Source organism: Pseudomonas sp. 01L34, from assembly GCF_056400265.1.
Genome location: NZ_JBFTSX010000001.1, coordinates 1 through 23,115 on the forward strand (window position 1 = coordinate 1; position 23,115 = coordinate 23,115).

At 57.4% G+C, this 23,115-nt stretch carries 18 protein-coding genes and 1 pseudogene; 13 read left to right on the forward strand and 6 right to left on the reverse strand.

Features of this window, described 5'->3' with window-relative positions; all coding sequences use genetic code 11:
- The 11 genes and pseudogenes from AC1DQM_RS00005 to AC1DQM_RS00055 form a co-directional block, all read left to right on the forward strand.
- Positions 1–258, forward strand: a pseudogene (locus AC1DQM_RS00005) (ShlB/FhaC/HecB family hemolysin secretion/activation protein); the annotation flags it as partial.
- 24 nt (positions 259–282) lie between these two features.
- Positions 283–423 carry a hypothetical protein gene (locus tag AC1DQM_RS00010; RefSeq protein ID WP_477745604.1) on the forward strand — a complete coding sequence of 47 codons (141 nt, stop codon included), beginning with the start codon at positions 283–285 and terminating at the stop codon, positions 421–423.
- A 15-nt stretch (positions 424–438) separates the two neighbouring features.
- On the forward strand, positions 439–8,892 hold the full coding sequence (locus AC1DQM_RS00015; protein ID WP_477745605.1) for a two-partner secretion domain-containing protein: 8,454 nt from the start codon (positions 439–441) through the stop codon (positions 8,890–8,892).
- Positions 8,882–9,514, forward strand: coding sequence for a hypothetical protein (locus AC1DQM_RS00020; RefSeq protein ID WP_477745606.1), 633 nt, complete (start codon positions 8,882–8,884; stop codon positions 9,512–9,514). Before AC1DQM_RS00015 ends, AC1DQM_RS00020 begins: the two co-directional genes overlap by 11 nt.
- 219 nt (positions 9,515–9,733) lie before the next feature.
- Positions 9,734–9,982 carry a hypothetical protein gene (locus tag AC1DQM_RS00025; protein ID WP_168206144.1) on the forward strand — a complete coding sequence of 83 codons (249 nt, stop codon included), beginning with the start codon at positions 9,734–9,736 and terminating at the stop codon, positions 9,980–9,982.
- Positions 9,983–10,403: 421 nt separating this feature from the next.
- Positions 10,404–10,961: a hypothetical protein gene (locus tag AC1DQM_RS00030; protein WP_477745607.1), complete on the forward strand. Its 558-nt coding sequence runs from the start codon at positions 10,404–10,406 to the stop codon at positions 10,959–10,961.
- 294 nt (positions 10,962–11,255) lie between these two features.
- Positions 11,256–11,468 carry a hypothetical protein gene (locus tag AC1DQM_RS00035; protein WP_477745608.1) on the forward strand — a complete coding sequence of 71 codons (213 nt, stop codon included), beginning with the start codon at positions 11,256–11,258 and terminating at the stop codon, positions 11,466–11,468.
- Positions 11,469–11,566: 98 nt separating this feature from the next.
- Positions 11,567–12,211, forward strand: a complete 645-nt coding sequence (locus tag AC1DQM_RS00040) for an amidase (protein ID WP_477745609.1) — start codon at positions 11,567–11,569, stop codon at positions 12,209–12,211.
- A gap of 310 nt (positions 12,212–12,521) precedes the next feature.
- Positions 12,522–13,517, forward strand: a complete 996-nt coding sequence (locus tag AC1DQM_RS00045) for an L-tyrosine/L-tryptophan isonitrile synthase family protein (RefSeq protein ID WP_477745610.1) — start codon at positions 12,522–12,524, stop codon at positions 13,515–13,517.
- Positions 13,517–14,233, forward strand: a complete 717-nt coding sequence (locus AC1DQM_RS00050) for an HAD family hydrolase (protein ID WP_064618464.1) — start codon at positions 13,517–13,519, stop codon at positions 14,231–14,233. The genes AC1DQM_RS00045 and AC1DQM_RS00050 overlap by 1 nt, the downstream gene beginning before the upstream one ends.
- 27 nt (positions 14,234–14,260) lie before the next feature.
- Positions 14,261–16,021 (forward strand): isocyanide synthase family protein, encoded by a 1,761-nt coding sequence (locus AC1DQM_RS00055; protein WP_477745611.1) that lies wholly within the window; start codon positions 14,261–14,263, stop codon positions 16,019–16,021.
- 72 nt (positions 16,022–16,093) lie between these two features.
- Here the strand turns inward: AC1DQM_RS00055 and AC1DQM_RS00060 are convergent, their stop codons facing one another.
- Positions 16,094–16,387: a fructose-bisphosphate aldolase gene (locus tag AC1DQM_RS00060; RefSeq protein ID WP_477745612.1), complete on the reverse strand. Its 294-nt coding sequence runs from the start codon at positions 16,385–16,387 to the stop codon at positions 16,094–16,096.
- A gap of 510 nt (positions 16,388–16,897) precedes the next feature.
- On the opposite strand from AC1DQM_RS00060, the gene AC1DQM_RS00065 reads away from it, so the two are divergent.
- Positions 16,898–17,320, forward strand: coding sequence for an HD domain-containing protein (locus AC1DQM_RS00065; protein WP_477745613.1), 423 nt, complete (start codon positions 16,898–16,900; stop codon positions 17,318–17,320).
- Positions 17,321–17,461: 141 nt separating this feature from the next.
- On the opposite strand, the gene AC1DQM_RS00070 is transcribed toward AC1DQM_RS00065, so the two are convergent.
- The 3 genes from AC1DQM_RS00070 to AC1DQM_RS00080 form a co-directional block, all read right to left on the reverse strand.
- Positions 17,462–17,776 (reverse strand): hypothetical protein, encoded by a 315-nt coding sequence (locus AC1DQM_RS00070; protein ID WP_177431090.1) that lies wholly within the window; start codon positions 17,774–17,776, stop codon positions 17,462–17,464.
- A gap of 104 nt (positions 17,777–17,880) precedes the next feature.
- Entirely contained in the window at positions 17,881–18,168 is a 288-nt protein-coding gene (locus tag AC1DQM_RS00075) for a hypothetical protein (protein WP_111453416.1), read from the reverse strand.
- Positions 18,169–18,416: 248 nt separating this feature from the next.
- Positions 18,417–19,832, reverse strand: coding sequence for a purine-cytosine permease family protein (locus tag AC1DQM_RS00080; protein ID WP_111453417.1), 1,416 nt, complete (start codon positions 19,830–19,832; stop codon positions 18,417–18,419).
- A 460-nt stretch (positions 19,833–20,292) separates the two neighbouring features.
- On the opposite strand from AC1DQM_RS00080, the gene AC1DQM_RS00085 reads away from it, so the two are divergent.
- Positions 20,293–21,204 carry a LysR family transcriptional regulator gene (locus tag AC1DQM_RS00085; protein WP_019648652.1) on the forward strand — a complete coding sequence of 304 codons (912 nt, stop codon included), beginning with the start codon at positions 20,293–20,295 and terminating at the stop codon, positions 21,202–21,204.
- A 15-nt stretch (positions 21,205–21,219) separates the two neighbouring features.
- Here AC1DQM_RS00085 and argE read toward each other — a convergent pair whose 3' ends face one another.
- Both argE and AC1DQM_RS00095 read right to left on the reverse strand, forming a co-directional pair.
- Positions 21,220–22,371 (reverse strand): acetylornithine deacetylase, encoded by a 1,152-nt coding sequence (gene argE / locus AC1DQM_RS00090; RefSeq protein WP_477745614.1) that lies wholly within the window; start codon positions 22,369–22,371, stop codon positions 21,220–21,222.
- Entirely contained in the window at positions 22,368–23,045 is a 678-nt protein-coding gene (locus AC1DQM_RS00095) for a DUF1028 domain-containing protein (protein WP_138867805.1), read from the reverse strand. Before AC1DQM_RS00095 ends, argE begins: the two co-directional genes overlap by 4 nt.
- Positions 23,046–23,115 lie beyond the last annotated feature (70 nt).

A 23,115-nucleotide genomic window follows, 5' to 3' on the forward strand; every position in this document is an offset into this window, starting at 1 on the left:
AGCCATCCGATCACTTTGGAATGGCTGCGCCCGGTGTTCGCCGAGTACGGCACCAGCCTCGGTTACGACCAGGGTGTGATCCGTGGCGACCGCTATAACGGCGATCAGCACGGGCGCATGTCCAGCGATTCCGTGGAGTTGTTCGCCCGRGGTCAGCAYSTGGCCGCCAGCGTGACYTTTGCCCATTCCCTGGAACGYCCKGACRYSCTGACCGAGCGCGAAGCGCCGATCTAYTTCCGCSTGGATTTCTTCCTCTAATTTCGCTGCATCGGGACCTTTCACATGGACGTTCGCCACTACGCTTTTCTCGCTCGCCAACCTTCTGCCGCCGTGAAAACCCGCGAGCACTTCCTGGGCATGCCCAAGCGCGGACTGGCGTTCCTGTTGGCCAACGTGATGTTCTGGCAACCGATGTGGGCGTAGGCCGATGGCATCGTCGTGGCTACACCGGGCACCAGCCTCGGGCAGGCGGGCAATGGCGTGCCGATCATCCAGATCGCCACCCCCAACGGCACCGGCCTGTCGCATAACCAGTTTCAGGATTACAACGTCGGCACCCAAGGCGTCATCCTCAACAACGTCGCCGCGCAGACCGGCGCGACGCAACTGGGCGGCATCATCGTCGGCAACCCCAACCTGACCAACCGGGCCGCGGCGCAAACCATCCTCAACGAAGTCGTCGGTGGCAGCCCGAGCCAGTTGCGCGGTTACACCGAAGTGGCGGGGCAATCGGCGCGGGTCATCGTCGCCAACCCGTACGGCATCAGCTGCAACGGTTGCGGTTTCATCAACACGCCACGCGTGACGTTGACCACCGGCAAACCGGTGCTCGACAACGGTCGACTGGATCGCTTTCAGGTCGATCAGGGTAGCGTCACGATTGATGGCGTCGGGCTCAATGCCAACAACGTCGACAGCTTCGAAATCATCACCCGCAGCGCGAAGATCAACGCCGAGATTCAGGCGAAAAACCTGACCATCGTTGCCGGTCGCAACGACGTCAACGCCGACAGCCTCAACGCCACTGCTCGCGCCGATGACGGCAGTGTCAAACCACAACTGGCGATCGACTCCTCCGCGTTGGGCGGGATGTACGCCGGGGCGATCAAACTGGTCGGCACCGAGGCCGGGGTCGGGGTGAAACTCGATGGCAACCTCGCGGCCAGTGGTGGCGATATTCAGATCGATGCCAATGGCCATCTCAGCCTGGCGCAGACTTCTGCTGCCGGTGCGGTGAATGTCAAAGCCGCCAGCCTTGATGCCCAAGGCCCGGTTTATGCCGGCACCTCCGTCAACGTACAAACCCAAGGCAACCTGACAAACCAGCAAACCCTTGCGGCGCGAGACAGCATCGTTCTGAGTGCCGGTGGTGTGCTGACCAACAACGGCATCATCGAAGCCGGGGTCAATGCTGATACCAGTCGTAATGCCACGGGCGATGTGAGCCTGAGCGCGCAGAATCTCAACAACAGCGGCAAAAGCGTGGTTGCCAGTCGCAATCTCACCGCGAATACCGCGCAGACCCTGACTAACCAGGGCGGTACGCTGAGCGCCGGGCAAACCGCCAACATCACCGCCGGGACCCTGGATAACCAGAACAAAGGTCGGGTGTTGAGTAACGGCAGTCTCAATCTCGCGGCCAATCAGGTCCTCAATGGCAATGGTCTGATTACCAGTACCGGTAATCTCAACGCCACCCTTGGTTATCTGAACAATCGCGCTGGCGAACTCTCGAGCCTGGCCGCCGCGACGTTGCGCATGGCGACTCTGGATAACGTGGCAGGGCTGGTGAACGCCGGTCAGGCCTTGAGCATCACCGCCACGGCGACGGTGAATAATCAGGGCGGCAAACTCACCAGCCTCGACGCCCTGAGCCTCAATGCCGGCAAGGTCGATAACAGCAGCGGGGGCCGGATTGCCAGCAACAAAGCGCTGACCGCCAGTGTCGCCAGTCTCGATCAGCATGATGGTGGGCAGCTCACCAGCGCTACGTCGTTGGCGCTGGATCTGAATCACGGCGAGCTGAACAACCAGAACGGTTTGATTAACGCCCCGTTGCTGGTGCTAAAAAACCTCGCGCAAGTGGACAACCGCAACGGCGAAATATCCAGTGCCCAAGCGTTCACGCTGGCGGCCGACAGCCTCGACAACAGCAACGGCAAACTGCTCGGCAACCAGGCCGTGACCCTGCGCGTGCAGCAGTCCCTGACCAACGTCAAAGGCGTGGTCGCGGCGCAAAGCGTCGATGTACAGGCCGGAAGCCTGAACAACAACGAGGGCACCCTTACCAGCCGCACCAACCTCGATCTTCGGGTTACCGGCCAGCTCGATAACCAGGACAAGGGGCTGATCAACGCCACCCAAAACCTGAACATCAACGCGGCGAGTTTGAACAATCAGAACGGTAGCTCGTTGCTCGGCAGCGCCATTACCATCGACTTCAGCGGCGTCATGGGCGACCTGAACAACGCCAACGGCCTGATCACCACCACCGGTCAACTGAGCATCCGCAACCTGCGGGACTTGAACAACCGCAGCGGTGAACTCTCCAGCAGCCAAAGCTACACGCTGACGGGCCGCAACCTGGACAACAGCGACGGCAAACTCATCAGCCGTCAGCAACTGGACCTCACCGCCGATACCACCACTAACCTCCATGGACTGATTTCCGGTTGGCAAAGCCTGAGCCTTCTAGGCGGCAGCCTCGACAACCGTAATGAGGGCACGTTGTCGAGCCGCGACGGTGACGTGCTGGTGGACCTCACCGGCGCTGTGCGTAACAGCAACGCAGGCGCTCTGGTCAGTCACGGCACGTTGAAGGTCACGGCGGCCAGCCTCGACAACAGCGACAACGGCATTCTTTCCAGTGCCGGTGCGCAAACTTTAGTCATTGCCGGAACACTGAATAACGCCCAGGGTGGTTTGATCGACAGCGGCGCCGCTCTGGATATCCAGGCCCAAACCCTCAGCAACGCCGATGCAACCATCAATGCCCAGCAGGACATCAGCTTCACCGGTACCGATCTGAACAACAGCACCGGTACCTTCGCGGGCAAGGGCGCGATCACCCTCGATTTGCTCGGCACCCTGACCAATACCAGCGGCAAACTGGCGAGCAACGGCCCGCTGGTGATTCAGCGCGCGCAGCAGGTCGACAACCAGGGCGGCCAGCTTGCAAGCCAGGCTTTGCTGAGCCTGTTGACCGGTGGCCTCGATAACCGCAATGGCGGCACTGTCGCGGCCAGTGAATTGTTGACGATCACGGCCAGTGGCGTCGTACAGAACAGCGCCAACGGTCAGATCTTCAGCAGCAACGCCGGCCTGACACTCAACGCCGCCAGCATCGACAACGCCAAGGGCACCCTGCAAAGCCAGGGCGACCTGACGGTGAAAACCGGCGGCGCCATCGATAACCAGAGCGGGCGCATCGTTGCCAAGGGCGGCAACCTCGACATCACCGCCGCCAGCCTCGACAGCCGTGGCGGTGTGCTCTCCAGCCTGCAAGGCGCCTTCAGCAGCCATATCTCTGGCGTACTGCGCAACGGCTATGACCTGAACAATAACCGTCAGGGCGGGGTCATTCAGGCCCAGAGCCTGAACCTCAAGGCACTGGCCGGCCTCGACAACTATGGCGGGCGTATCACCGCGCAAACCGGTGACGCCATCGTCGACACCGGCACCAACGGCAACTTCGACAACCGCAATGGCGGCCTCTACGCCAAGGGTCGGGTCAGCGTCACCGGCAATAACTTCGACAACAGCGGCGACAACGACGGGCAGATCGGCGGGCAACAGATCGACCTGAGCCTGCGCGGTGCATTGAACAACCGCCTGGGCATCATCGAAAGTGAAAGCACGCTGACCATCACCGCCGCCAGCCTCGACAACCAGACCGGTCAACTTCGCGCACTGGGCGACAATGGTAAAACCGCGTTCGCCATCGGGGGCCTGTTCGACAACCGCAATGGCACCGTGGAATCCGCCAACACCAACCTGACCCTCACTGCCGGTAGTTTGCTGAACGTCAGCGGCAACGTGCTGCACGTCGGTACCGGTATTTTCGATATCGCGACGGGTCAAATCGGCAGCGCCGGCGGCACCTTCGTCACCCGTGGCAGCCTGACGCTCAACGCCGACGGCTGGACCAACAGCAGTGTGATCCAGGCCGATCGCCTGACCGTCAACGTCAATAGCCTCAATCAGACATCCGGCGGCCAATTGTTGGCGGTCAGCCAATTGACCGGCAACGGCGGCAATTGGAATAACGATGGCTTGATCGCCAGCGATGGCAAACTCAATCTGACCCTCTGGGGCAACTACAGCGGCAATGGTCGCACCAGCAGCCTCGGTGATCTGACACTCAAAGCCAATCAACTGACCCTCAACGCGGCGACCAGCATCGCCGGTGGTGGCAATACCACGGTTAACATCAATGGCGAGTTGAACAACCAGGGCCGTTTGACCTCCAGCGGCGACCTGATCATCAGCGCCGCCAACCTTAACAACTACGGCACGATCGGTTCCGGTAAAGACCTGACCCTCACCACCGGCGCACTGCTCAACAGTCGCGGCCTGATTTCCAGTGGCGGCGATATGCGGCTGCTGCTGTCCAGCTTCACCAACGCCTATGGCCAGGTCTATGGCCTGAGCAACGTGCATATCGGCCGGGACCGCGACAGCGGCAAGGCCGACTTGCTGGACAACCGTTCCGGCGATATCTACAGCGCGCAGGACCTGACCATCAATGCCCTGACCGTGAACAACGTACGGGACATTCTGGAATACACCGCGCATGAGAAAAGCTCGGTGGTTATCACCGAGCTGGATTGCAATCTGATCCCGATTGCGGGGTGCGACTTCCGTAGCGGATCGCGTCGTAACGGCCATTGGGAGATTGCCGAGACCGACCGCCTAAAGGTCTCTGACAGCAGCGCGGCCGCGAGTCTGACCAGCGGCGGCAACATGACGATCAACGCTCAGGCGTTGAACAACACCAGCAGCACCATCGCGTCCACAGGCAACATCACCGTCACTGCCGACACGATCAATAACACCGGCCTGCAAGAGCAGGACATCATCACCAAGCGCACTTTCTGGAACTACGTCGACCAAATCTTCGCCACGGTGCCCGCGGCGGCGGCTTTCAACGATAAAAACAGTCCGACACCCTCGGCCACTGTCGAGTCGGATCTGAGCTATTTCATCAGCCTGCTGGGCGGCGGCATGCTGACCGAAAGCACCACCACGGTAGCGGGCTCCGGCAGTTCCTATGATGCGGTGATCCAGGCCGGCGGCAGCATTTCACTCAACGCGACGCAAACCATCGACAACAGTGTGGTGCGTCCTTATTACAGTTACGTCGCTGGTGGAAAGACCAACACTGACACGGGGGCCGGCAACGGCTACTCCACGCCGGTAACTATCAACGCGCAACTGTCGCCGGATCTGGCCCAGCAACAAGTCAACCCGCTCACGCTTCCCGGCTTCAACCTGCCCACCAGCCAGAACGGTCTGTTCCGTCTGAGCCAGGAAGGCAGCAGCGCCCCGACCTCGACCGGCCCGCAGAGCTGGACGCTTAGCGGCGGCAAAGTCACCGCCGGTGCATCGTCTACGCCGGTCACCCTCAACCGTGTCCAAGGTCTGCCAAGCAACGCCGGCAAATCCCAACCGCACAAATACCTGATCGAAACCAACCCGGTACTCACCGACCTCAAGCAATTCATGAGTTCGGACTACCTGCTGTCCGGCCTGGGCTACAACCCCGACCAGAGCGCCAAGCGCCTGGGCGACGGCCTCTACGAGCAGAAACTGATCCAGCAAGCCGTGGTCGCCCGCACCGGCCAGCGCTTCATCGACGGCCAGACCTCGGACGAGGCGGTTTTCAAGTACCTGATGAACAACGCCATCGCCAGCAAGAGCCAACTCAACCTGAGCCTCGGCGTAACCCTCACGTCACAGCAAGTCGCGGCCCTGACCCACGACATCGTCTGGCTCGAAGAACACGAAGTGAACGGCGAAAAAGTCCTGGTGCCGGTGCTGTACCTGGCCAACGCCAACAACCGCCTCGCCGCCAACGGCGCGTTGATCCAGGGCAGCGACGTGACCCTGATCGCCGGCAAGAACCTGAACAACGCCGGCACTCTGCGCGCTAGCCAGAACCTGGAGGCGACGGCCAAGAATGATCTGGTGAGCAGCGGGTTGGTGGAGGCCGGGGAACGGTTGAACTTGCTCGCCACCAATAACCTGACCAACAAGGCGGGGGGCATCATTGCCGGGCGAGACGTGACGCTCAAGGCCACGAACGGCGACGTCGTCAACGAACGCACGGTGACCTCCCACGACAGCAGCGTCGGCGACTACAGCCACGCGCGCGACTTCGTGGACAGCGCCGCCCGCATCGAGGCCGCGAACAAACTGGTGATCAACGCCGGGCGCGACGTCCTCAACACCGGCGGTGTGTTGAAAAGCGGTGGCGACATGACCATCGATGCCAAGCGCGATGTCAGCATCACCGCCGTAGAAGAGCGCCACTCCGACAGCCGTACCGACTTCCTCGACTCAACCCTCACCCAGCACGGCGCCAGCGTCAGCGCGGGCGGTGGCCTGACGGTCAATTCCGGCGGCGACGTGACCGTGGTGGCGAGCAAGCTCGACGCCAAAGGCGACGTGACGATGGACGCCAAGGGCGACCTGCTGTTCGCCACCGCCGCCGACGAACAACACAGCTACTTCAAGGACAAAAAGGAAACCCGCCAGGAAGACCACGTCAGCCAGATCGGCACCACGCTGGAGGCCGGCGGCAAACTCACCCTCAAGTCCGGTAAGGACATGACCCTGGTTGCCAGCGATATCAGCGCCGGCAAAGAAGCCTACCTGCACGCCGACGGCGACCTGCAACTGCTGGCTGCACAGGACCGCGACTACACACTGTACGACATGAAAAAAAGCGGCAGCTGGGGCAGTAAAAAGACCCAGCACGATGAAGTGACGCAGATCACCCACATCGGTACGCAGATCAAGTCCGGTGGTGACCTGACGCTGTCCAGTGGTGGGGATCAGCGGTATCAGGTGGCGAAGCTCAATAGTGATCAGGACATCATTCTCGACAGTGGTGGAAACATCACGTTTGAAGGTGTGAAGGACCTTCACGACGAGAGCCATACCAAAAGCGATGGGGATCTGGCCTGGTTTAAGGCCAAAGGTTCGGGCACCACGGATGAAACCCTCCGTCAGAGTCAACTCGTCGCCCAGGGACGACTGGTGATCAAAGCGGCTGGCCAGATCAGCATCGACATCAAACAAGTCGACCAGCAAAGCGTCAGCCAGACCATTGACGCCATGGTGAAAGCCGACCCGGCCCTTGCCTGGATGAAAGAGGCTGAGGCTCGAGGCGACATCGACTGGCGTCAGGTGAAGGAGATTCACGAGAGCTTTAAGTATGACACCTCAGGGCTTGGTGCCGGCGCAAAAATCGCCATCGCCATCCTGATGTCTTTCATCATGGGGCCGGCGGGACTGGGCTCGGTGGGCGCTGGCGCCGGGGGAGCAGTTGTCACCAGCCTGGCGACCACTGCGGTCACCAGCACCATCAGTAATAAAGGCAACCTGGGCGCGGCATTCAAGGAAACATTCAGTGCTGACAGCCTCAAAGGCGCCGCCATTGCTGGATTTACTGCGGGCATGCTCGATTACGCGGACGCCAATTGGTTTGCCGGTGCGTCGGAAGGTACAAAGTCCATTCTCACCAGTACCAACTTCACCGACATTGCGACACGGGTGGCTGGGCGTGCGGTGATTTCCAGCGGCATCTCAACCGCCATTGGGGGCGGCAGTTTTGGCGACAACCTCGGTGCGGCACTGGTGGGGGAGGCGGGCAATGTGGCCATGGCTACCGGGTTTAACTGGATTGGCGACATTACGATCAAGTTCCCGGAAGGCAGTCTCGAGAAAGTAGTCGCTCATGCGTTGATGGGCGGCTTGCTATCGAAGGCGATGGGGGGCGATTTTGCCACTGGCGCAGCGGCGGCGGGGCTCAACGAAGCGATGATGAATCAGCTGATCAGCCTTGCGAATGGCAACGATCAATTGCAAGTAATGATGTCGCAGTTGACGGGGCTTGTGGCTGCTGCGGCGGTAGATGGGGATCTTCAGCAGGGAGCCAACATTGCGGAGAATGCCACGACCTACAACTATCTCTATCACCGTGAGGTGAAAGAAATGCTGGCGGAAATGGATAGCAAGGAGACTGAGGAAGAGAAGCGAGCTGTTAGAGATCGATACACCGCCCTCGACGAGCAGCGTGAGCTGGAGCGTGATGAGCTTTGCAAGCGGTCCCCCGAAATCTGTCAAGCAATTGCTCATGGCCTGGTGGATGATGATCAGAAACTGACAGCACTGATTGAGCAACTGAGAGCTGAAGGTAAGGGGGGGGCAGCTTTCTACGTAGGTCATGTACAGGAAGGGAATCTAAGCTCCGCAGGGGCCATTGCCGCGGATATTCAGGGGGGCGAGGGTGGAATATGGACTAAATTAGCGACAGGTGTTGCGACACTGGGAGCAGCCATTTTCCCTAGTAAGGGAGGCGGGAAGGCGGGCGTCCCCCCAAAAGACATGAGTCCTCCTGGAGCTGGTCGAAGTGGCGCTTTTAACGAAGCCAAGCGTCAATCAGGTATCCCGACAAGCCAGCAACCAAGTCGCGTATTGCCGAACGTCGATAAGCGCGGCAACCCTCAGCCAGGGACCATTTATGAATTTGAGGTTCCGACACCTGGCGGAGGTATTAAAACAGTTAGAATCCGTGATGATGCTGGAGGACACGATTTCGGTGACGGAAACTCACAAAATCGCGGTCCACATTTTAACGATCAGCCAGGAAATCATTATGACTACTAGCGTTCGGATTGTACGAGTGACTGATGTTTTTTCGGATAATGAAGTAATTAATGTTCATGGTGTGATACCGGATTTTGATATTGGTGTTTCAGCGCGAAGTTGGTTGCTTGAGAGTCCTTCGTTGGAGGCGATGCTGAGGCTATTTAGGGATATATATATATTGGTGGGTGCTGGGTTTTCTGGTTGGGAGGGGTGGTTGATTGTTAGAAACTCTGCTTGGCAACCGAATACCAAAGTTGTATGGCATAGAAGGTTGTGGGCTGCTTTGAAGTTTCGTGGTTTTGATGTTTTGGGTGGAAGTGACTTTCAAGAGAGCTCAATTGAGAGTGTATTAGGGGTTAAGTTTTCAGGAGCAGTACGTATCTCGAATGTTTCTGTTGAGTCTGTTGTTAAAATTCTACTGAGCGAGCAGTGCTCCTACATTGTTTTTTTGCCGGAAGCAAATATAGCTAAAGATATAATTAATGCAGAGTGGTCTGGTGATATCAGTAAAGATATTAAGTTGATCTGCTCTATTAGCGCGGTTAAGGGGATGCTTTTGGATTTGGTGGGTGAGTTTGATGATTGTGAAAAAGGGTATTCGATATTTGGTTCTCCGGATATGATAAGTCGACTTTCGTGAAAAGGAATAGAAAGGAGTAAGCGGGGGCAGACCACGTTTTTTTTGGGGCAGGGCGCTTTCGATTTGAACGTGGTCTGTCCCTGTATCCCTGTATCCCTGTATCCCTGTATCCCCACTAGATCGGTAAATTTGACGATGCTGTGAATAAATAAGGTGATAAGCGAGCTCCGATAAAAGCGGAGTTGGAATGGTTTAATAGTATTAAGTGGGACTGATGAGATGATTGACTCAAAAACGGGCGAGCGAATTTTGGTTCAATTGGATGAGGTTTATGGTCCTTATATTCGCGTGTCAACATTTCAAGATGGCGGCGCGCTGGAAGAGATTTTTGATGAGGTTTATTATGTGCTTTATTGGAAGGGGGCTCCTGAAGATCTAAAAGATTTTGGCGGTAATGAATATTACTTTGGGGGTGCCGCTGATCCGGTAAAGTTACAAGTTATTCTGGATGCCATTGAGTTTCACTGATGGTGATGGGAAAAGAGGGAAGGGGACAGGAAAGGGGGCGAATTTATTTGTTTGGTTTGTCCGTTGGTCAGAAATTAAATCTGTCCAATTTTTTAGGGGAGTAAATGTTAGTTATTTGGCACAGAGGAAACTTGTAAGGGTTGGAGTCTTCAAGAAAGCGGGGACAGACCACATTTATCGAGGGGCTGGATAATGCTCCTTCAATTTAATCGTGGTCTGTCCCCGTTTTCCCCTCGTCGACTGTTGATAGCGTAAATCAGTCGACTCATATTGGTGGGAGTAAGATTAAAGTGGTTGATCCTGCGGCGTATAGGCCGAAATTTTATGAGGGTAAGCCTATTTATGATGTAAATACAGTTTACTTGAATCCACAGGGTCAAAAAGTAATGTTTAACCCTGCTAGCAATACGTGGGTGCCAAAATGACCCTGTCTAAAGAGTTTTCAATATCGTGGGTGGCGCCAATTGTGCCATCTGTGTCACTTGCAGGAATACCGTTGCATGTCGATGCGGATGTATTGAAGTGCGTGTTGTTAGGGTATTTGGTTGATGAGAGTAACTCTCTATACCAATTCGATGGCTCTCCAGTGCTTCGTTTAAAGTTTTATAGTTTGGACGAAAGCGGAAGTGGTGGCTATTCTTTTGCTCTGGCGGATGTAAGTGTTGTTAATGATTTAAATAAATTTATCCCTGCTTTATCAGTTGTGATTAAAAGTGGTGAGGTGTGCGCTGTTAAAGTTTATGATTTTAGCTTTTCTGGTGAGCAGGCTCAAAGTTTAATTTATAAGGGTGCCTTGCCGGAAAGTATTGGTTTGGGTGGTTTGGTTTCGGATTTATTGCCATTTACAACTTTAGAGTTTGACGAGGCTGAAGAGTGGTTTTATACCGACGAAAACTATGGTGGGCTTGAAGTTACCGGCTGGGGAGTTTCTCTGGAAGATCATCCCAATCAAGTTATTACTGCTTTATGTGTGATATAGGAAAAAAGGAAAAACGGGGACAGACCACGTTTATCGAGGGTGGGATACTGCTCCTTCAATTTATTTGTGGTCCGAAAGCGGGGACAGACCACATTTATCGAGGGGCTGGATAATGCTCCTTCAATTTAATCGTGGTCTGTCCCCGTTTTCCTTATTGAATATGCTTTCAGTCAGCTTCTGAACGGTGGTGAGAGTGAGGATGTTGCTGTTCTCGCAGGAGGGAGATATCTAAGTGATGATGAGTTGCTTGGGGTTGTCTCAAAACAAATAAAAATATCAGATGATGTCGCTGATATGGATAAGTGGCGTTTGGCTTTTTTACTGTGTATTGATTTGTCAGACGATAGTGATGAGCGCAAGATTGATAGACTTCAGGAGGTCTATGCGGATTTTTGTTATCCAGAAGATATGGCTTTATGTAGCATCTATTCTCAAGGTGGTGCTTGTCCGCTTGTCGTTATGCGTGAAGTTGTAGGGAAGTTGAAGGCGGAATTTTTTATTGATTAGTTTGCAGAGGTTGTAAAAAGGGGACGCCCATTAGCCTTGACTCGAGACCGGCTAATGGGTGTCCCGAATGGCAGTCAAATTCGTACAAGAGTCAGAACATGGACCTCAGGAAAAAAACACTCATCGCCACCTTCTCTCTACTCACCGCCTGCAGCATCAAACCACTGGAACCCTACATCGAACCCGCGTCGGACGTTCCGACGGCGAAGCTTCGGGTGATTACCAATGGTTATGTGCGTGGCAATGCATACACGGGGTGTAGCGCAGATACCAAGGTGTTGGCGAAGGCGGGTCGTTTTTTCGGTGAGCATCAGCCTAGCGTGAACTACCCACAGATGCCTCTCGTGCCACAGCAACTGAATATGGTTACGCGCTTCGCACCGAAAATGCCGGAGTATCTGGGGGCGACGAGAATGGCTGAGGGTGCCTACACCGAGATGGCCCCTGAATACCTTGTCCCTGCGGGTAAGCCTTTTTTGTTGGAACGTTTGAAGCTTTTCGCTGGCAGTTACGGCAGTACGTACCAGTCCTGCCCCGAAGCCACGCGGCTTTTTGTCTTTGAAGAAAACAAGAGCTATGAAGCCTATATCGGCCTTGTTTATCGGCCCACCGCTGAGGGTAACGGACAGGCAATATGTGCGTTTAGTGTGTATGAGGTGGTCCCGTCCGGGAAATCTAGTCGTCCATTGTCGAACGTACTCAATTTTGAGCCTCCCGCTGATTCTAACTGTGGCCGGCACTGACCAGATTGTCAGGCTAACGAGAAAAGGGGACGGTGTCCCGTCCTGAACAAGGTTTACACCTTCCGATCTCTTTTTCAGGAGAGCGTAATGGAATCAGGACCAGACACACTTGTGTGGCCGCAGTATGGCCTTGCCAGCCTGGACGTTGCATGAGCCTGTGTGAGGGTTTTTCGATGATTTCGGTGCCGTAATATTCCGGATTGCCACGATTGACAGCCCTCACGACTTGTAGGAATTTAGCCGCCCGCAGGTAAGGGATATCTGTTGATGGCCAAAAGATGGCCGTTGTTCACCACACAAGGGATTGTCTATGCAGGGTTCAAACACCGTTGCTCAACAGGTGTGCGGTCAGCTGGTGCACGAGCATCAGAACACCCCACACATGAACATTGCCGAGCAAATCCTCGAATGCCTGTTTCGCCGTCGTAGCCTCGCCCCGGGGCAGGATCACGAACTTTCGTCGCAGGTGCTGGAGCCCCATCTGACCAAGGTCATGCAGGCGGTCGAGAGCGGTCGCAAGATTGAAATGGTCTTGCCAGCCTTTCCCGGCAAATCGCCCAGCCGCAAGAAAACCCTGAGTCATCTGCCCGATCTTGCTGAACATCATGCTATCGATGAGTTAAACCGCCTGTGCACAGAGATCCAGGAGATCTACGCACCGGGGGCGCTGATTCATATCTGCTCCGATGGCTATGTGTTCTCTGACTTGGTGCATGTTCCCGATGCGGACGTTAAGGCCTACACCGACGCTATCCAGGACTACGCCGAACAGCACTATCCCGGCACGTTCGCCCATTTCGACCTCCAAGATGCCTACCCACAGCTGGATTGTCTGGACGCCATGCGTGAAGAGATGATGATCGAGCACGGTCAGTCATTGATCTTGTTGCAGCAGCGCTTCAAGGATGATCCGCACATGATGTTGATGTACTGCGGCATCCATCGCTTTCTTTCCGAGGATTACTCGGGACTGAAAGTATTCGCTGGCATGAGCCTCAACGCAGTGAAGAAGGTCGCCAAACCGGCCTCGCAGCGGGTGATCCAGCGCAGTGAAGCCTGGGGTGCGCTGTTGCAGGCGCGTTACCCGCATTGCCTGCGCCTGTCGATTCACCCGCAGCTGGCGGTCTCGACGAAGATCGGTATCCGGTTGGTGCCAACCAGTGACCTGTGGCGTACGCCCTGGCATTCGGTGGCCATCAAGCGACGGGGTGTGGTCACCCTCGAAAAACGCAGCAATGTCGATGAGCGCTATCACCGCCTGGTGTTCCGCAAGGGGCGTCCTTGTCACTACGCCAGTGCTCAATGATGGCGTCTCGGTTGCGGGTCGAAGCCGTACTCTTCGATTTGGACGGGACTCTGGTCGACACCTTGCCCGACATCACCTGGTGCTTGAACCAAGTGCTGCTCGAACATGGTTGCCCGGCGCTGACCTCGGAAACAGTGCGGGGGTATATCGGCGGCGGCACCACGGCGATGAGCGAGCGGGTCGCCGCGCAGTTTGGCATAGTCGATGCGGTCGCCTTGCACCAGCGCTATGTGGCGCTCTATCAGCACAACCTGGTTCAATTTTCCCGTCCATTCAGCGGTGTCTTGGAATTGCTCGAAGGCTGCCGACAGTTGCAGCTACCGTTGGCTATCGTGACCAACAAGGCCGAGGAAATGGCGTTGCAGGTTTCCAGAACGTTGCTGCCGCAGAATGCTTTCGGGCCAATTCTGGGGCATCGCGCAGGCAGGTCGCTCAAACCGCAACCGGAGGTGGCATGGGAAGCCGCCCGGCGGTTGTCGGTTGATCCGCAACGCTGCTTGTTCGTCGGTGACACGGAGATCGATCTGCAAACGGCCCGTGCTGCAGGCATGTATTCGGCGGCAGTCACTTGGGGTTATGGCCTGACACCAGACTTGCAGACCCAGGCCCCGAACTTGTGCTGTGAACACCCGGCCGAATTGCTGCGCGTTTTGCAGCGAGCCTGCGGGGCTGCGCATGCGTTCACCGAGCATGGCGACACCGTCAAATCCTATTGATACACACACCCTCAAGGAAGTTGTTCTATGGAACATAGAGATGCCTGGATCGCTGCCGTCAGCGATTTGCTGGCCGGTTATCTGCTCAAAGGCACGGATGATTGTTTCGACACACAAGGCAGGGCACACCTGGCGCTTCGATTGGGGCACTGCTTCGATCAGGGCCTGCCAGTGCGTCTGGTTTTGCCAGGCTTTCCCTGCAAGTCGCCAAACGCCAGCGACCAGACCTTCGGCGTGCTGCCGGACTACGGCGAGGTCATGGCCATCGAGCGCCTCGACCAACTCGGCCAAGCCATCGCCGCGTTGCACGCACCGGGCTGCGTGGTGTCGATCCTCAGCGACGGCACGACCTTCAATGACATCGTCGGCGTGGCCGACGACGTTCGCGCCGCTTACAACCGGGCGTTGCGTGAACTGTGCACCACCCACACGATTGAGTGGGTCAGCATGGAAGACCTGTTTCCCCAGGCCCAAAGTGCCGAGTCGGTTCGCGCCAGCCTGATCAAGCAGGCCCGTCTACCGTGGAAAAACCTTGGTGACCTGATCGAGCAGAGCCGCGACGATGAGTCCCTCAGCCGGGCGCATGACAACCTCTGCAGTCACCTCTACAACGACCTGCGTCTGTGCCGCGAAGAAGGGCAGAGCGAGGACGAGTACCTGCAACAAATCAACTTCAAAGCCTACCAAATGATGTATCGCGGGCACGCATTGAACGCGGCAGTGGACCGTTTCTTCGGCGATGACATTCGCTTGTCGGTCCATCAATACAGCAATGCCGGCCCCAAATTCACCTTCGGCCTGGCCGAAGGGCTGACCCGCGCGGACAGCCCTTGGCATGCCGTGCCGGTGTGCAACCTGGATGGCGGCCAAACCCTTCGCGCCCGCGCCCAGGTCGACCTCGACCACCATGTGCTGGTCACCTATGAGGGGCGGCCATGGCTCTACCATCAAACAGAAAACCCGCAGGCCCAAGGCTTCGAGTACGAACTGCAAAAACTTCCGCTGTTTGGCCTGGTGGTGCGAGACCCGTTGGGGCTGGGGTTCGAACGACTGTCCACCGGCCTGCTGGAAGCCCTGGTGGAAACCTTCGGTTTCGTCTGCCTCAAAGGTTGCCGTTTCGACGACCAGGATAGCTTTGCTCGCAGCTGCGAACGCTTCGGCACGCTCTACGAATGGGCCTTCGGTGCCGTCCACGTGGTCAAGCCTGCGGACAAACCCCAAGGCGTGGTGCACTCGCTGGAAAAAACTCCGTTGCACTGGGACCTGAACATGCTGCCCGACAGCGACGCGCAAGTTCAACGCAACCCGAAATTCTGCGCCAGCAAATTCATGCTGTACTGCAAGACCGCGCCGCAGCCGGGCGAGGGCCAGACCACCATCGTCGACAGCCGTAACGTACTGCGCAAAGTCGGGCAGCAAGTCGCCCGACAATGGCAGGGCGTGAACATCACCTACTACACCAAAATGACCTACTTCGGCGGCTCGCCGCGCATGTACAGCCTGGTGGATCACCACCCCCGCAGCGGCGAGCTCATCCTGCGCTACCAAGAGGGCACCGACTCGACATTGCAGACCTTGAGCCAGTCGGTGCAGGACCATGACGAGCAGGCTCAGCAGGCGTTGCTGGAACAGGTCAATGCACTGGTTTATGACCCGGAGTGCCTGATTGCTCATCAATGGAGTGAGGGTGATCTGGTGCTGATCGACAACTATCGGACGTTGCATGGGCGACTGCCGATGTCGGCGGGTTCTTCGTCGCGGGAGTTGTGGCGGGTGCAGGTTTACTGATTGTTGTTGTCAGAGTCGGAGCAGGAAGCAGAAAAACCGCAGTAATGCGGTTTTTCTACGACTGAAATTTAATCACTGCCCCTTGGGCGTATCGAACCCACGCTGCTCAATCACCCGAAACACATCGCTCACATCCTGAACCATGATCCGGGCGATGTTGGTGACGGTGTTGATGTCGTGTTCGGCGTAGTCGGGGAGGCTGGTGCAGGCCATGAGGTTGAGGTATTTGAGGACGGCGTTGAGGCGTTCGCTGAGGCAACTGTGGAGTTCGCGTATCGGAGCGTCGGCGTCGATGAGGAGGACGGGGTGGTCGGTGGCGAAGTGGGACATTGGGGAGTAGTGGCGGAGCGGGTTGTTCATGGTCATTGGTAGTTCTCTAAGAAAGTAAATAGAGGTGCCACCTTTTCGCTGCGAAACAATTGGGTGGCAGCTGTACGCGGGTTCGCAGACCGAGAGATGACCTAAACCCGGCAGACTCGAAAGTCTCCCACGCACAACCGCCATGAAATGAAACGCGGCGAATTTTGCCAGAGTTTTCATTCGACGGTGAAGGTCATCTCTTCTTGGGGCTGCGAAACCCTATCGCTGAATTCGCTCAGCGACAGACCCACTCTAGGCAGTGATTTTGGTAGCCGCAACCGGGCTGTAGGACCACACGCGGTCACTGTGGCGAGGGGGCTTGCCCCCGTTCGGTGGCGCAGCCGCCGCAAAACCGGGCGTTGCGGTGTGTCTGAGGAAACGGGCTAGCAGGGTTTGGGGCTGCTTCGCAGCCCAACGGGGGCAAGCCCCCTCGCCACAAAGGGCAAATTCCTACATATTTTGCAGACTTCAAAATCCTGGCCGCGCCGTTACGGCATTTAACCCAAGGAGAATCCCATGAGTCAGACACTGGAACGCGCCATTGCCATCGCCGCCGCGGCGCATGAAGGGCAGGTGGACAAGGGCGGGGCGCCTTACATCCTGCATCCGCTGAAAGTCATGCTGCGGGTGAACACGCTGGAAGAGCGCATCGTCGCGGTGCTGCATGACGTGGTCGAGGACTGCGGCATCAGCGTCGACGATCTGCGCAAGGAAGGTTTCAGTGAAGCGGTGCTGACGGCGATTGCGTCGGTGACCAAGGTGCCGGGCGAGTCCTACGAGGCGTTCGTCGAGCGCGCGGCGAAGAACCCGATCGGGCGGGTGGTGAAGCTGGCTGATCTGGAAGAGAACAGCGACTTGTCGCGGATTGCGCAGCCGTCCTGGGACGATCTGGAGCGCGTGGAGAAGTATCGGCGGGCGATGGGGGTGTTGCGTTCGTAGTGAATGCCGACCATTCCGGGACTTGGCGACAGGATCAAAAGATCGCAGCCATCGGCAGCTCCTACGCGGATCGAGTTTGCATTTGAATTTTGGACAGTCCACGATTTTTCCATTCAGGGGTTTCTGAAATCATGGTCTGCCTCATAATTTTTCATAAATCACTTCATACTCAGGTCCAAGTTCGGTTTGGATAATCGTGAGCAGAGCGTTCGCGGCAGAATCAAACCGTTCGTACTCTTCCATTTCCCAAGGGCCGGGATCTGGTGGGTAGTCCCAATTCAGGGACGTGTCATGCCAATGTGTCATTTCGTCCAGACACGTTCGGGTTTTGTCAGTAAGCGCCAGTCGATCTTCAATTGGGCCTACCGAAAACTGTTCGCGTGCGGCTTCGTTCCCGCACCACAGAACCCCGCCACCCCATTCGAACATCAAACGTATAAGGAATCGTTGTCTCATCAAGCTTTTCCAGTGGGGGGGATGTCCAAATTGTAGCCTTGATCGGACCACGGTCTTTCCGGTCAACGGTTTCTGAAATTGTGGTCTGCCCCAGTATTTCGGTGTTAGCTGATTTGGGCATCTACGACAGCAATTTCTGTCTCAGATAAACTCCGCCAGTCTCCTGGGCCAATCCCATAATCTGAACGGGTCGACTCGAACGCTTCTTCAAGTGAATGATAAATGTGATCACCCTCTACCACGCCTGTCTCGTAGTCGACGTATCTGATAAGCAGGTAGAGCGCATCACCCTCGGTGCTGACCAATCCAATCAAAACGACAGATGTCACACCAAACTCGCCCGGCTCTTTGCACCGTGCGAACGAATATTCAGGTTTACTCGCGCTGATCACATTACTTCTCCGAACGTGCGGTCCGCATACTTAAAGCTACGAGCTAGCTGAGCCCTGTCGATAAAACGATAACCGATGATGCCTGAATCCGGGGGGCGAGTATTCACGCTTTGCCCATCTGTTGGGCTGAGTCCGGCTTTCGGCGCTGAAGATCAAAAAATCGCAGCCTTCGGCAGCTCCAGAGGAATGGCTTGCCGGCGATGGCGTATTTGAGGATGTCTTCGCCGGCAAGCCTGGCTCCTACAGGGTTAGAGGCTGTTGGCCAGTTTTCCGGTAGACAGCCGACGTCTGTAAGCCGTGTCACGATTCGCCAACCACCAGTACAACGGCGAAGTCACCAACAACCCCACCACCCAGGACAAATCCGCCCCATTGATGTGCGCCGAGATCGGCCCGACGTACAGCGGTGTGTTCATGAACGGAATCTGCACCGCAATCCCTATCGCATACGCCAACAACGCCTGCGGGTTGTATCGGCCATAGATCCCGCCATCGACCTGGAAGATCGAATCAATGTCGTACTGACCTTTATGAATGGCATAGAAGTCGATCAGGTTGATCGCGGTCCAGGGCACCAGCACCACGAGCAACACCAACACCATGTCGACGAAGTGGCCGATGAAGTCGGCGGAGGCGCCGACGGCGGCGAAGCAGCAGCCGGCGAGGACGATGACCGAGAGGACGGCGCGGCTCTTGGCGGTGGGGATCCAGCGGTAGACGAAGGTTTGTACCAGGGTGATCAGCGACAGCACGGCGCCGTAGAGGTTGAGGGCGTTGTGGCTGATGACGCTGAGCAGGAACAGCACGAGCATCAATGGGCCGATGGAGCCGGTGGCGAGTTTGACCGCGTCCATGGTGTCCATGCCGACGGGAGTGGCGAGGACTGCGACGGCGCCGAAGATGAACGACAGGCTGGAGCCGAGTGCCGAGCCGAGGTAAGTGGTCCAGAACGTGGCGGCGACGGGCACGTCTTTCGGCAGGTAGCGCGAGTAGTCGGACACGTAAGGGGCGAAGGCGATTTGCCAGAGCGCGGCCAACGATACGGTGGCCAGCCAACCGGAGATGTTGAAGCTGCCACGGGTGAGGAAGTCGGCGGTCTGTACGTGGGTGAGGATGTAGCCGAAGCCCAGCACGATGCCGATGCCCAGCACCCAGGTGCCGATGCGGTTGAGCACGTGGATGAAGCGGTAGCCGATGATGCCGATGATGCCCGACCCGAGCGCGCCGATGACGATGCCCACTGGCACCGGCACGCTGTCGACCACGCCGTGCAGGGACTTGCCGGCGAGGACGATGTTGGAGGCGAAGAAGCCGATGTACATGATGCCGGCGATCAGCACCACCAGCAGGGCGCCGAGGGAGCCGAACTGGGCGCGGCTCTGGATCATTTGTGGAATGCCCATCTGCGGGCCTTGCGCCGAGTGCAGGGCCATCAGCACGCCGCCGACCAGGTGGCCGACCAGAATGGCGACGATGCCCCACACCAGGTTCAGTTGGAACAGCTGCACGCCGAGGGCGCCGGTGACGATGGGCAGCGGCGCGATGTTGCCGCCGAACCAGAGGGTGAACAGGTCTCTTACCTTTCCGTGGCGATCTTCCGGGGGGACGTATCCAATCGTGTGTTTTTCGATGAGCGGAGCGGAGGGTGTTGCTGCGGTGGACATGGTGAACTCCAAGGCAAGGATGAGTACGTGGACGTACTTCGGTGAGCGCCGCGCGAGCGACGCTTTTCTTGTTGGAGCGATGATGTGCAATGCGTCGGGATAGATAAATTAGTAAGTTTGTTGCTTCAAACCTTAAAAAATATATGCCCGGGGTTTTGATGTGTCGGGTATGTTCAGCCTTGATCCTGAGCGTCCTTGGATACTCCGTAATGCCTGGTTTTGTTACCTGTGGCGAGGGGGCTTGCCCCCGCTCGGCTGCGAAGCAGTCGTAAAACCGCTGCATGCGGTGCACCTGATACACCATGGTTGCAGGTTTTGGAGCCGCTTCGCGACCCAACGGGGGCAAGCCCCCTCGCCACAGAGTTGTGCGTCGACTGATCCCGCAGGCTTCGCCAGCTCTTACAGTAATTGTGTTCCGCGGAAGTTTTTTGATTTTGATGTGTTGTGTCTGGAGGTCCCCATGGCCGCTTACAACCTGCGACAGCTCAAGTATTTCGTCACCACCGCCGACTGCGGCAGCGTGGCGGAGGCTTCGCGCAAGCTTTATATCGCGCAGCCGTCGGTGTCGACGGCGATCAAGCACCTTGAAGAAAGTTTTGGCGTGCAGCTGTTTATCCGGCATCACGCCCAGGGTGTTTCGCTGACGCCGAGTGGGTCGCGGTTTTATCGCAAGGCGCTGGAGCTGCTGCGGGTCGCGCATGAGTTTGAGCAGAACGCGCTGGCGGACAACGACGTGGTCGCGGGGCAGATCGATATTGGCTGTTTTGAAACGGTGGCGCCGCTGTACCTGCCGCGTTTGATTGCTGGTTTCAAGGAGCGTTGGCCAGGTGTGGAGATCCGCATTCGCGATGGCGAGCAGCAGGAACTGGTGCAGGCACTGACCGCCGGCAGCATCGACCTGGCGATGCTGTTCGAACACGATCTGGACAGCACGATTGAGACAGTGCCGCTGATGCCGCCGCAACAGCCCTACGCCTTGTTGCCGGCGGATCACCGCTTCGCGCAACAGGCGAAAGTGTCGCTGAATGACCTGGTGCTGGAGCCGATGATATTGCTGGACGTGGTGCCGAGCCGGACCTACTTCGTGAGCATTTTTGAAGAGCGTGGGCTGACGCCACACATCGTGTTCAGCTCGCCTTCGATCGAGATGGTGCGGGGGATGGTCGGGCGCGGTTTTGGCTTTTCGATTCTGGTCACCAAACCGTTTTCCGAATACACCTATGACGGGCAGAAAGTCGTGTGCATTCCGCTGGCCGAAACCGTGACCGGCTCGGGTCTGTCGGCGGCATGGTTGAGAAGGTCGCAGCTGACCAAACCGGTACAGCTGTTCGTGGATTACTGCCAGGAAGAACTGGCCCGACTGTACACCTGAGCGTCGGGCCAATGATCAGCGGCTGATTGATAGCAGCATCCGTTGCAGCATTTGGTCGCAGCCGTTCAGTTGTTCGAGGCTGACAAATTCGTCCGGCTTATGACCCTGATCCATGCTGCCCGGACCGCACACCACTGTCGCAATTCCCGCCGCGTCAAACAGACCGCCCTCGGTGCCAAATGCCACCGTACCGAACTCCCCAGAACCGGAAAATGCCGCGATCAGCTCAGCGGCTTCGCTGTGCGCATCGGTCGCCAAACCGGGATAGGCCGACAATTCACTGAAGCGGATTTCACTCTGATCACTCACGGCGCGCATGCGCGGTAGCACTTGTTGCTCGGCGTAGGTCTGCAATTCCTGCGCAACGAGGCCAGGGTCTTGTGAGGGCAGGGCGCGGATTTCAAAGTCAAAGCGGCAATCGGCGGGGACGATGTTCAAGGCCTTGCCGCCGGAGATGACGCCGGTTTGCACAGTGCTGAACGGCGGATCGAAACGGGTGTCGTGATGCTCCGGTGCCTTGAGCCTGTGGCCAATCCGCCCCAGTTCGCCGATCAGTTCGGCGGCGTATTCAATCGCATTGACCCCGAGCGGCGCGTACGCCGAATGGCAGGCTTCGCCATGAATGTCGCAGCGCATCGCCAGCTTGCCCTTGTGGCCGAGCACCGGTTTGAGCTCGGTCGGTTCGCCAATGATGCAGAGCATCGGTTTGACCGGGCGCTGTTCGAGGGCTTTCAAAAGCGAACGAACGCCGAGACAGCCGACTTCCTCATCGTAGGACAGCGCGATGTGCACCGGCAGTCGCAACGAGGCTTGCACCAGTGAAGGGACGAGGGCAAGTACACAGGCGATATAGCCTTTCATGTCCGCGGTGCCGCGACCGTACAGGTTGCCGTCGCGTTCGGTGAGCTTGAAGGGCGCAACCGTCCATGGCTGGCCGTCGACGGGCACCACATCGGTGTGCCCCGACAACACGATGCCCGGCTGATCCGCCGGGCCAATGGTGGCGAACAGATTGGCCTTGCTGCGTTCGTCGTTGTAGATCAGTTCGCAAGGCACCTCGAAGCAGGCGAGGTAGTCGCGGACGAACTCGATCAGCTGCAGATTTGATTCGCGGCTGGTGGTGTCGAACGCCACCAAGGCTTCAAGCAAATCGCGGCTGTTGCTCATCGATCGTCTCCGGCAACACCGTAGCCAGGGGATTTGTCGGGGGCGAGGGCGCGGTCGATGTAGTCCTTGACCTGTGGGCGATAGGCGTCCCACAACTGCTGCAATTTGCCTATCGGATCTTCATCAGCCCAATCGACCCGCAGGTTGATGATCGGCCAGGTCAGTTCGCCGACCACTACAACGGCAGCCGAATGCACCGGCCCGGCTTCACCGCCTGCGACCACCGCCGCTTTCATCGCGGTGAGCAAGCGGTCGGTCAGTTGGCCCTCGCCATGTTCGTACGCCTCGACCATGGCCTGGATCACGGCTCGGTCCGCGAGCATGTTGCCGGCGGCCACGCATTGCTCGCCCGACACGGCGTTGTGGTTGCCCAGGGTTTCTGAGCCGCTGAAATGCGCGGTGCGACCGAGGTGGTCAATCGCCGTGATTTGTCGGTATTGGCTGTAGCCGTTGCGGGTCAATGCCTTGTCCAGAGCCTCGGCAGGTGAGAGCCCTTGTTCCATGAGGGCGAGGGTTTCCGGGCCGAGGGATGGCAGGGTGATATTTTGTGTGGAGACCGCGCCGACACCGGGCAATAGCCAGGGGCAGCGGGCGCCGACGGCGATGCTTGAGGAACTGATTGCAATGCCGAACTGACCGGTTTCGGGGCAACGGGCGGCGATGGAGAAGGTCATGGTTTTGCTCCTTGGTTGGCCTTGGCAAAGTTGTTGTCTGTGCGGGCGTCTTCGCGAGCAAGCTTCGCTC

Bases quoted from the DNA above. Each gene is read 5' to 3' on its own strand.
- AC1DQM_RS00055 (WP_477745611.1), top strand. From the start codon at position 14,261: ATGGAACATAGAGATGCCTGGATCGCTGCCGTCAGCGATTTGCTGGCC.
- AC1DQM_RS00050 (WP_064618464.1), top strand. From the start codon at position 13,517: ATGGCGTCTCGGTTGCGGGTCGAAGCCGTACTCTTCGATTTGGACGGG.
- AC1DQM_RS00040 (WP_477745609.1), top strand. From the start codon at position 11,567: ATGGACCTCAGGAAAAAAACACTCATCGCCACCTTCTCTCTACTCACC.
- AC1DQM_RS00045 (WP_477745610.1), top strand. From the start codon at position 12,522: ATGCAGGGTTCAAACACCGTTGCTCAACAGGTGTGCGGTCAGCTGGTG.
- AC1DQM_RS00080 (WP_111453417.1), bottom strand. From the start codon at position 19,832: ATGTCCACCGCAGCAACACCCTCCGCTCCGCTCATCGAAAAACACACG.
- AC1DQM_RS00095 (WP_138867805.1), bottom strand. From the start codon at position 23,045: ATGACCTTCTCCATCGCCGCCCGTTGCCCCGAAACCGGTCAGTTCGGC.
- AC1DQM_RS00085 (WP_019648652.1), top strand. From the start codon at position 20,293: ATGGCCGCTTACAACCTGCGACAGCTCAAGTATTTCGTCACCACCGCC.
- AC1DQM_RS00010 (WP_477745604.1), top strand. From the start codon at position 283: ATGGACGTTCGCCACTACGCTTTTCTCGCTCGCCAACCTTCTGCCGCC.
- AC1DQM_RS00025 (WP_168206144.1), top strand. From the start codon at position 9,734: ATGATTGACTCAAAAACGGGCGAGCGAATTTTGGTTCAATTGGATGAG.
- AC1DQM_RS00060 (WP_477745612.1), bottom strand. From the start codon at position 16,387: ATGACCATGAACAACCCGCTCCGCCACTACTCCCCAATGTCCCACTTC.
- argE (WP_477745614.1), bottom strand. From the start codon at position 22,371: ATGAGCAACAGCCGCGATTTGCTTGAAGCCTTGGTGGCGTTCGACACC.
- AC1DQM_RS00030 (WP_477745607.1), top strand. From the start codon at position 10,404: ATGACCCTGTCTAAAGAGTTTTCAATATCGTGGGTGGCGCCAATTGTG.
- AC1DQM_RS00020 (WP_477745606.1), top strand. From the start codon at position 8,882: ATGACTACTAGCGTTCGGATTGTACGAGTGACTGATGTTTTTTCGGAT.
- AC1DQM_RS00065 (WP_477745613.1), top strand. From the start codon at position 16,898: ATGAGTCAGACACTGGAACGCGCCATTGCCATCGCCGCCGCGGCGCAT.
- AC1DQM_RS00035 (WP_477745608.1), top strand. From the start codon at position 11,256: ATGGATAAGTGGCGTTTGGCTTTTTTACTGTGTATTGATTTGTCAGAC.
- AC1DQM_RS00070 (WP_177431090.1), bottom strand. From the start codon at position 17,776: ATGAGACAACGATTCCTTATACGTTTGATGTTCGAATGGGGTGGCGGG.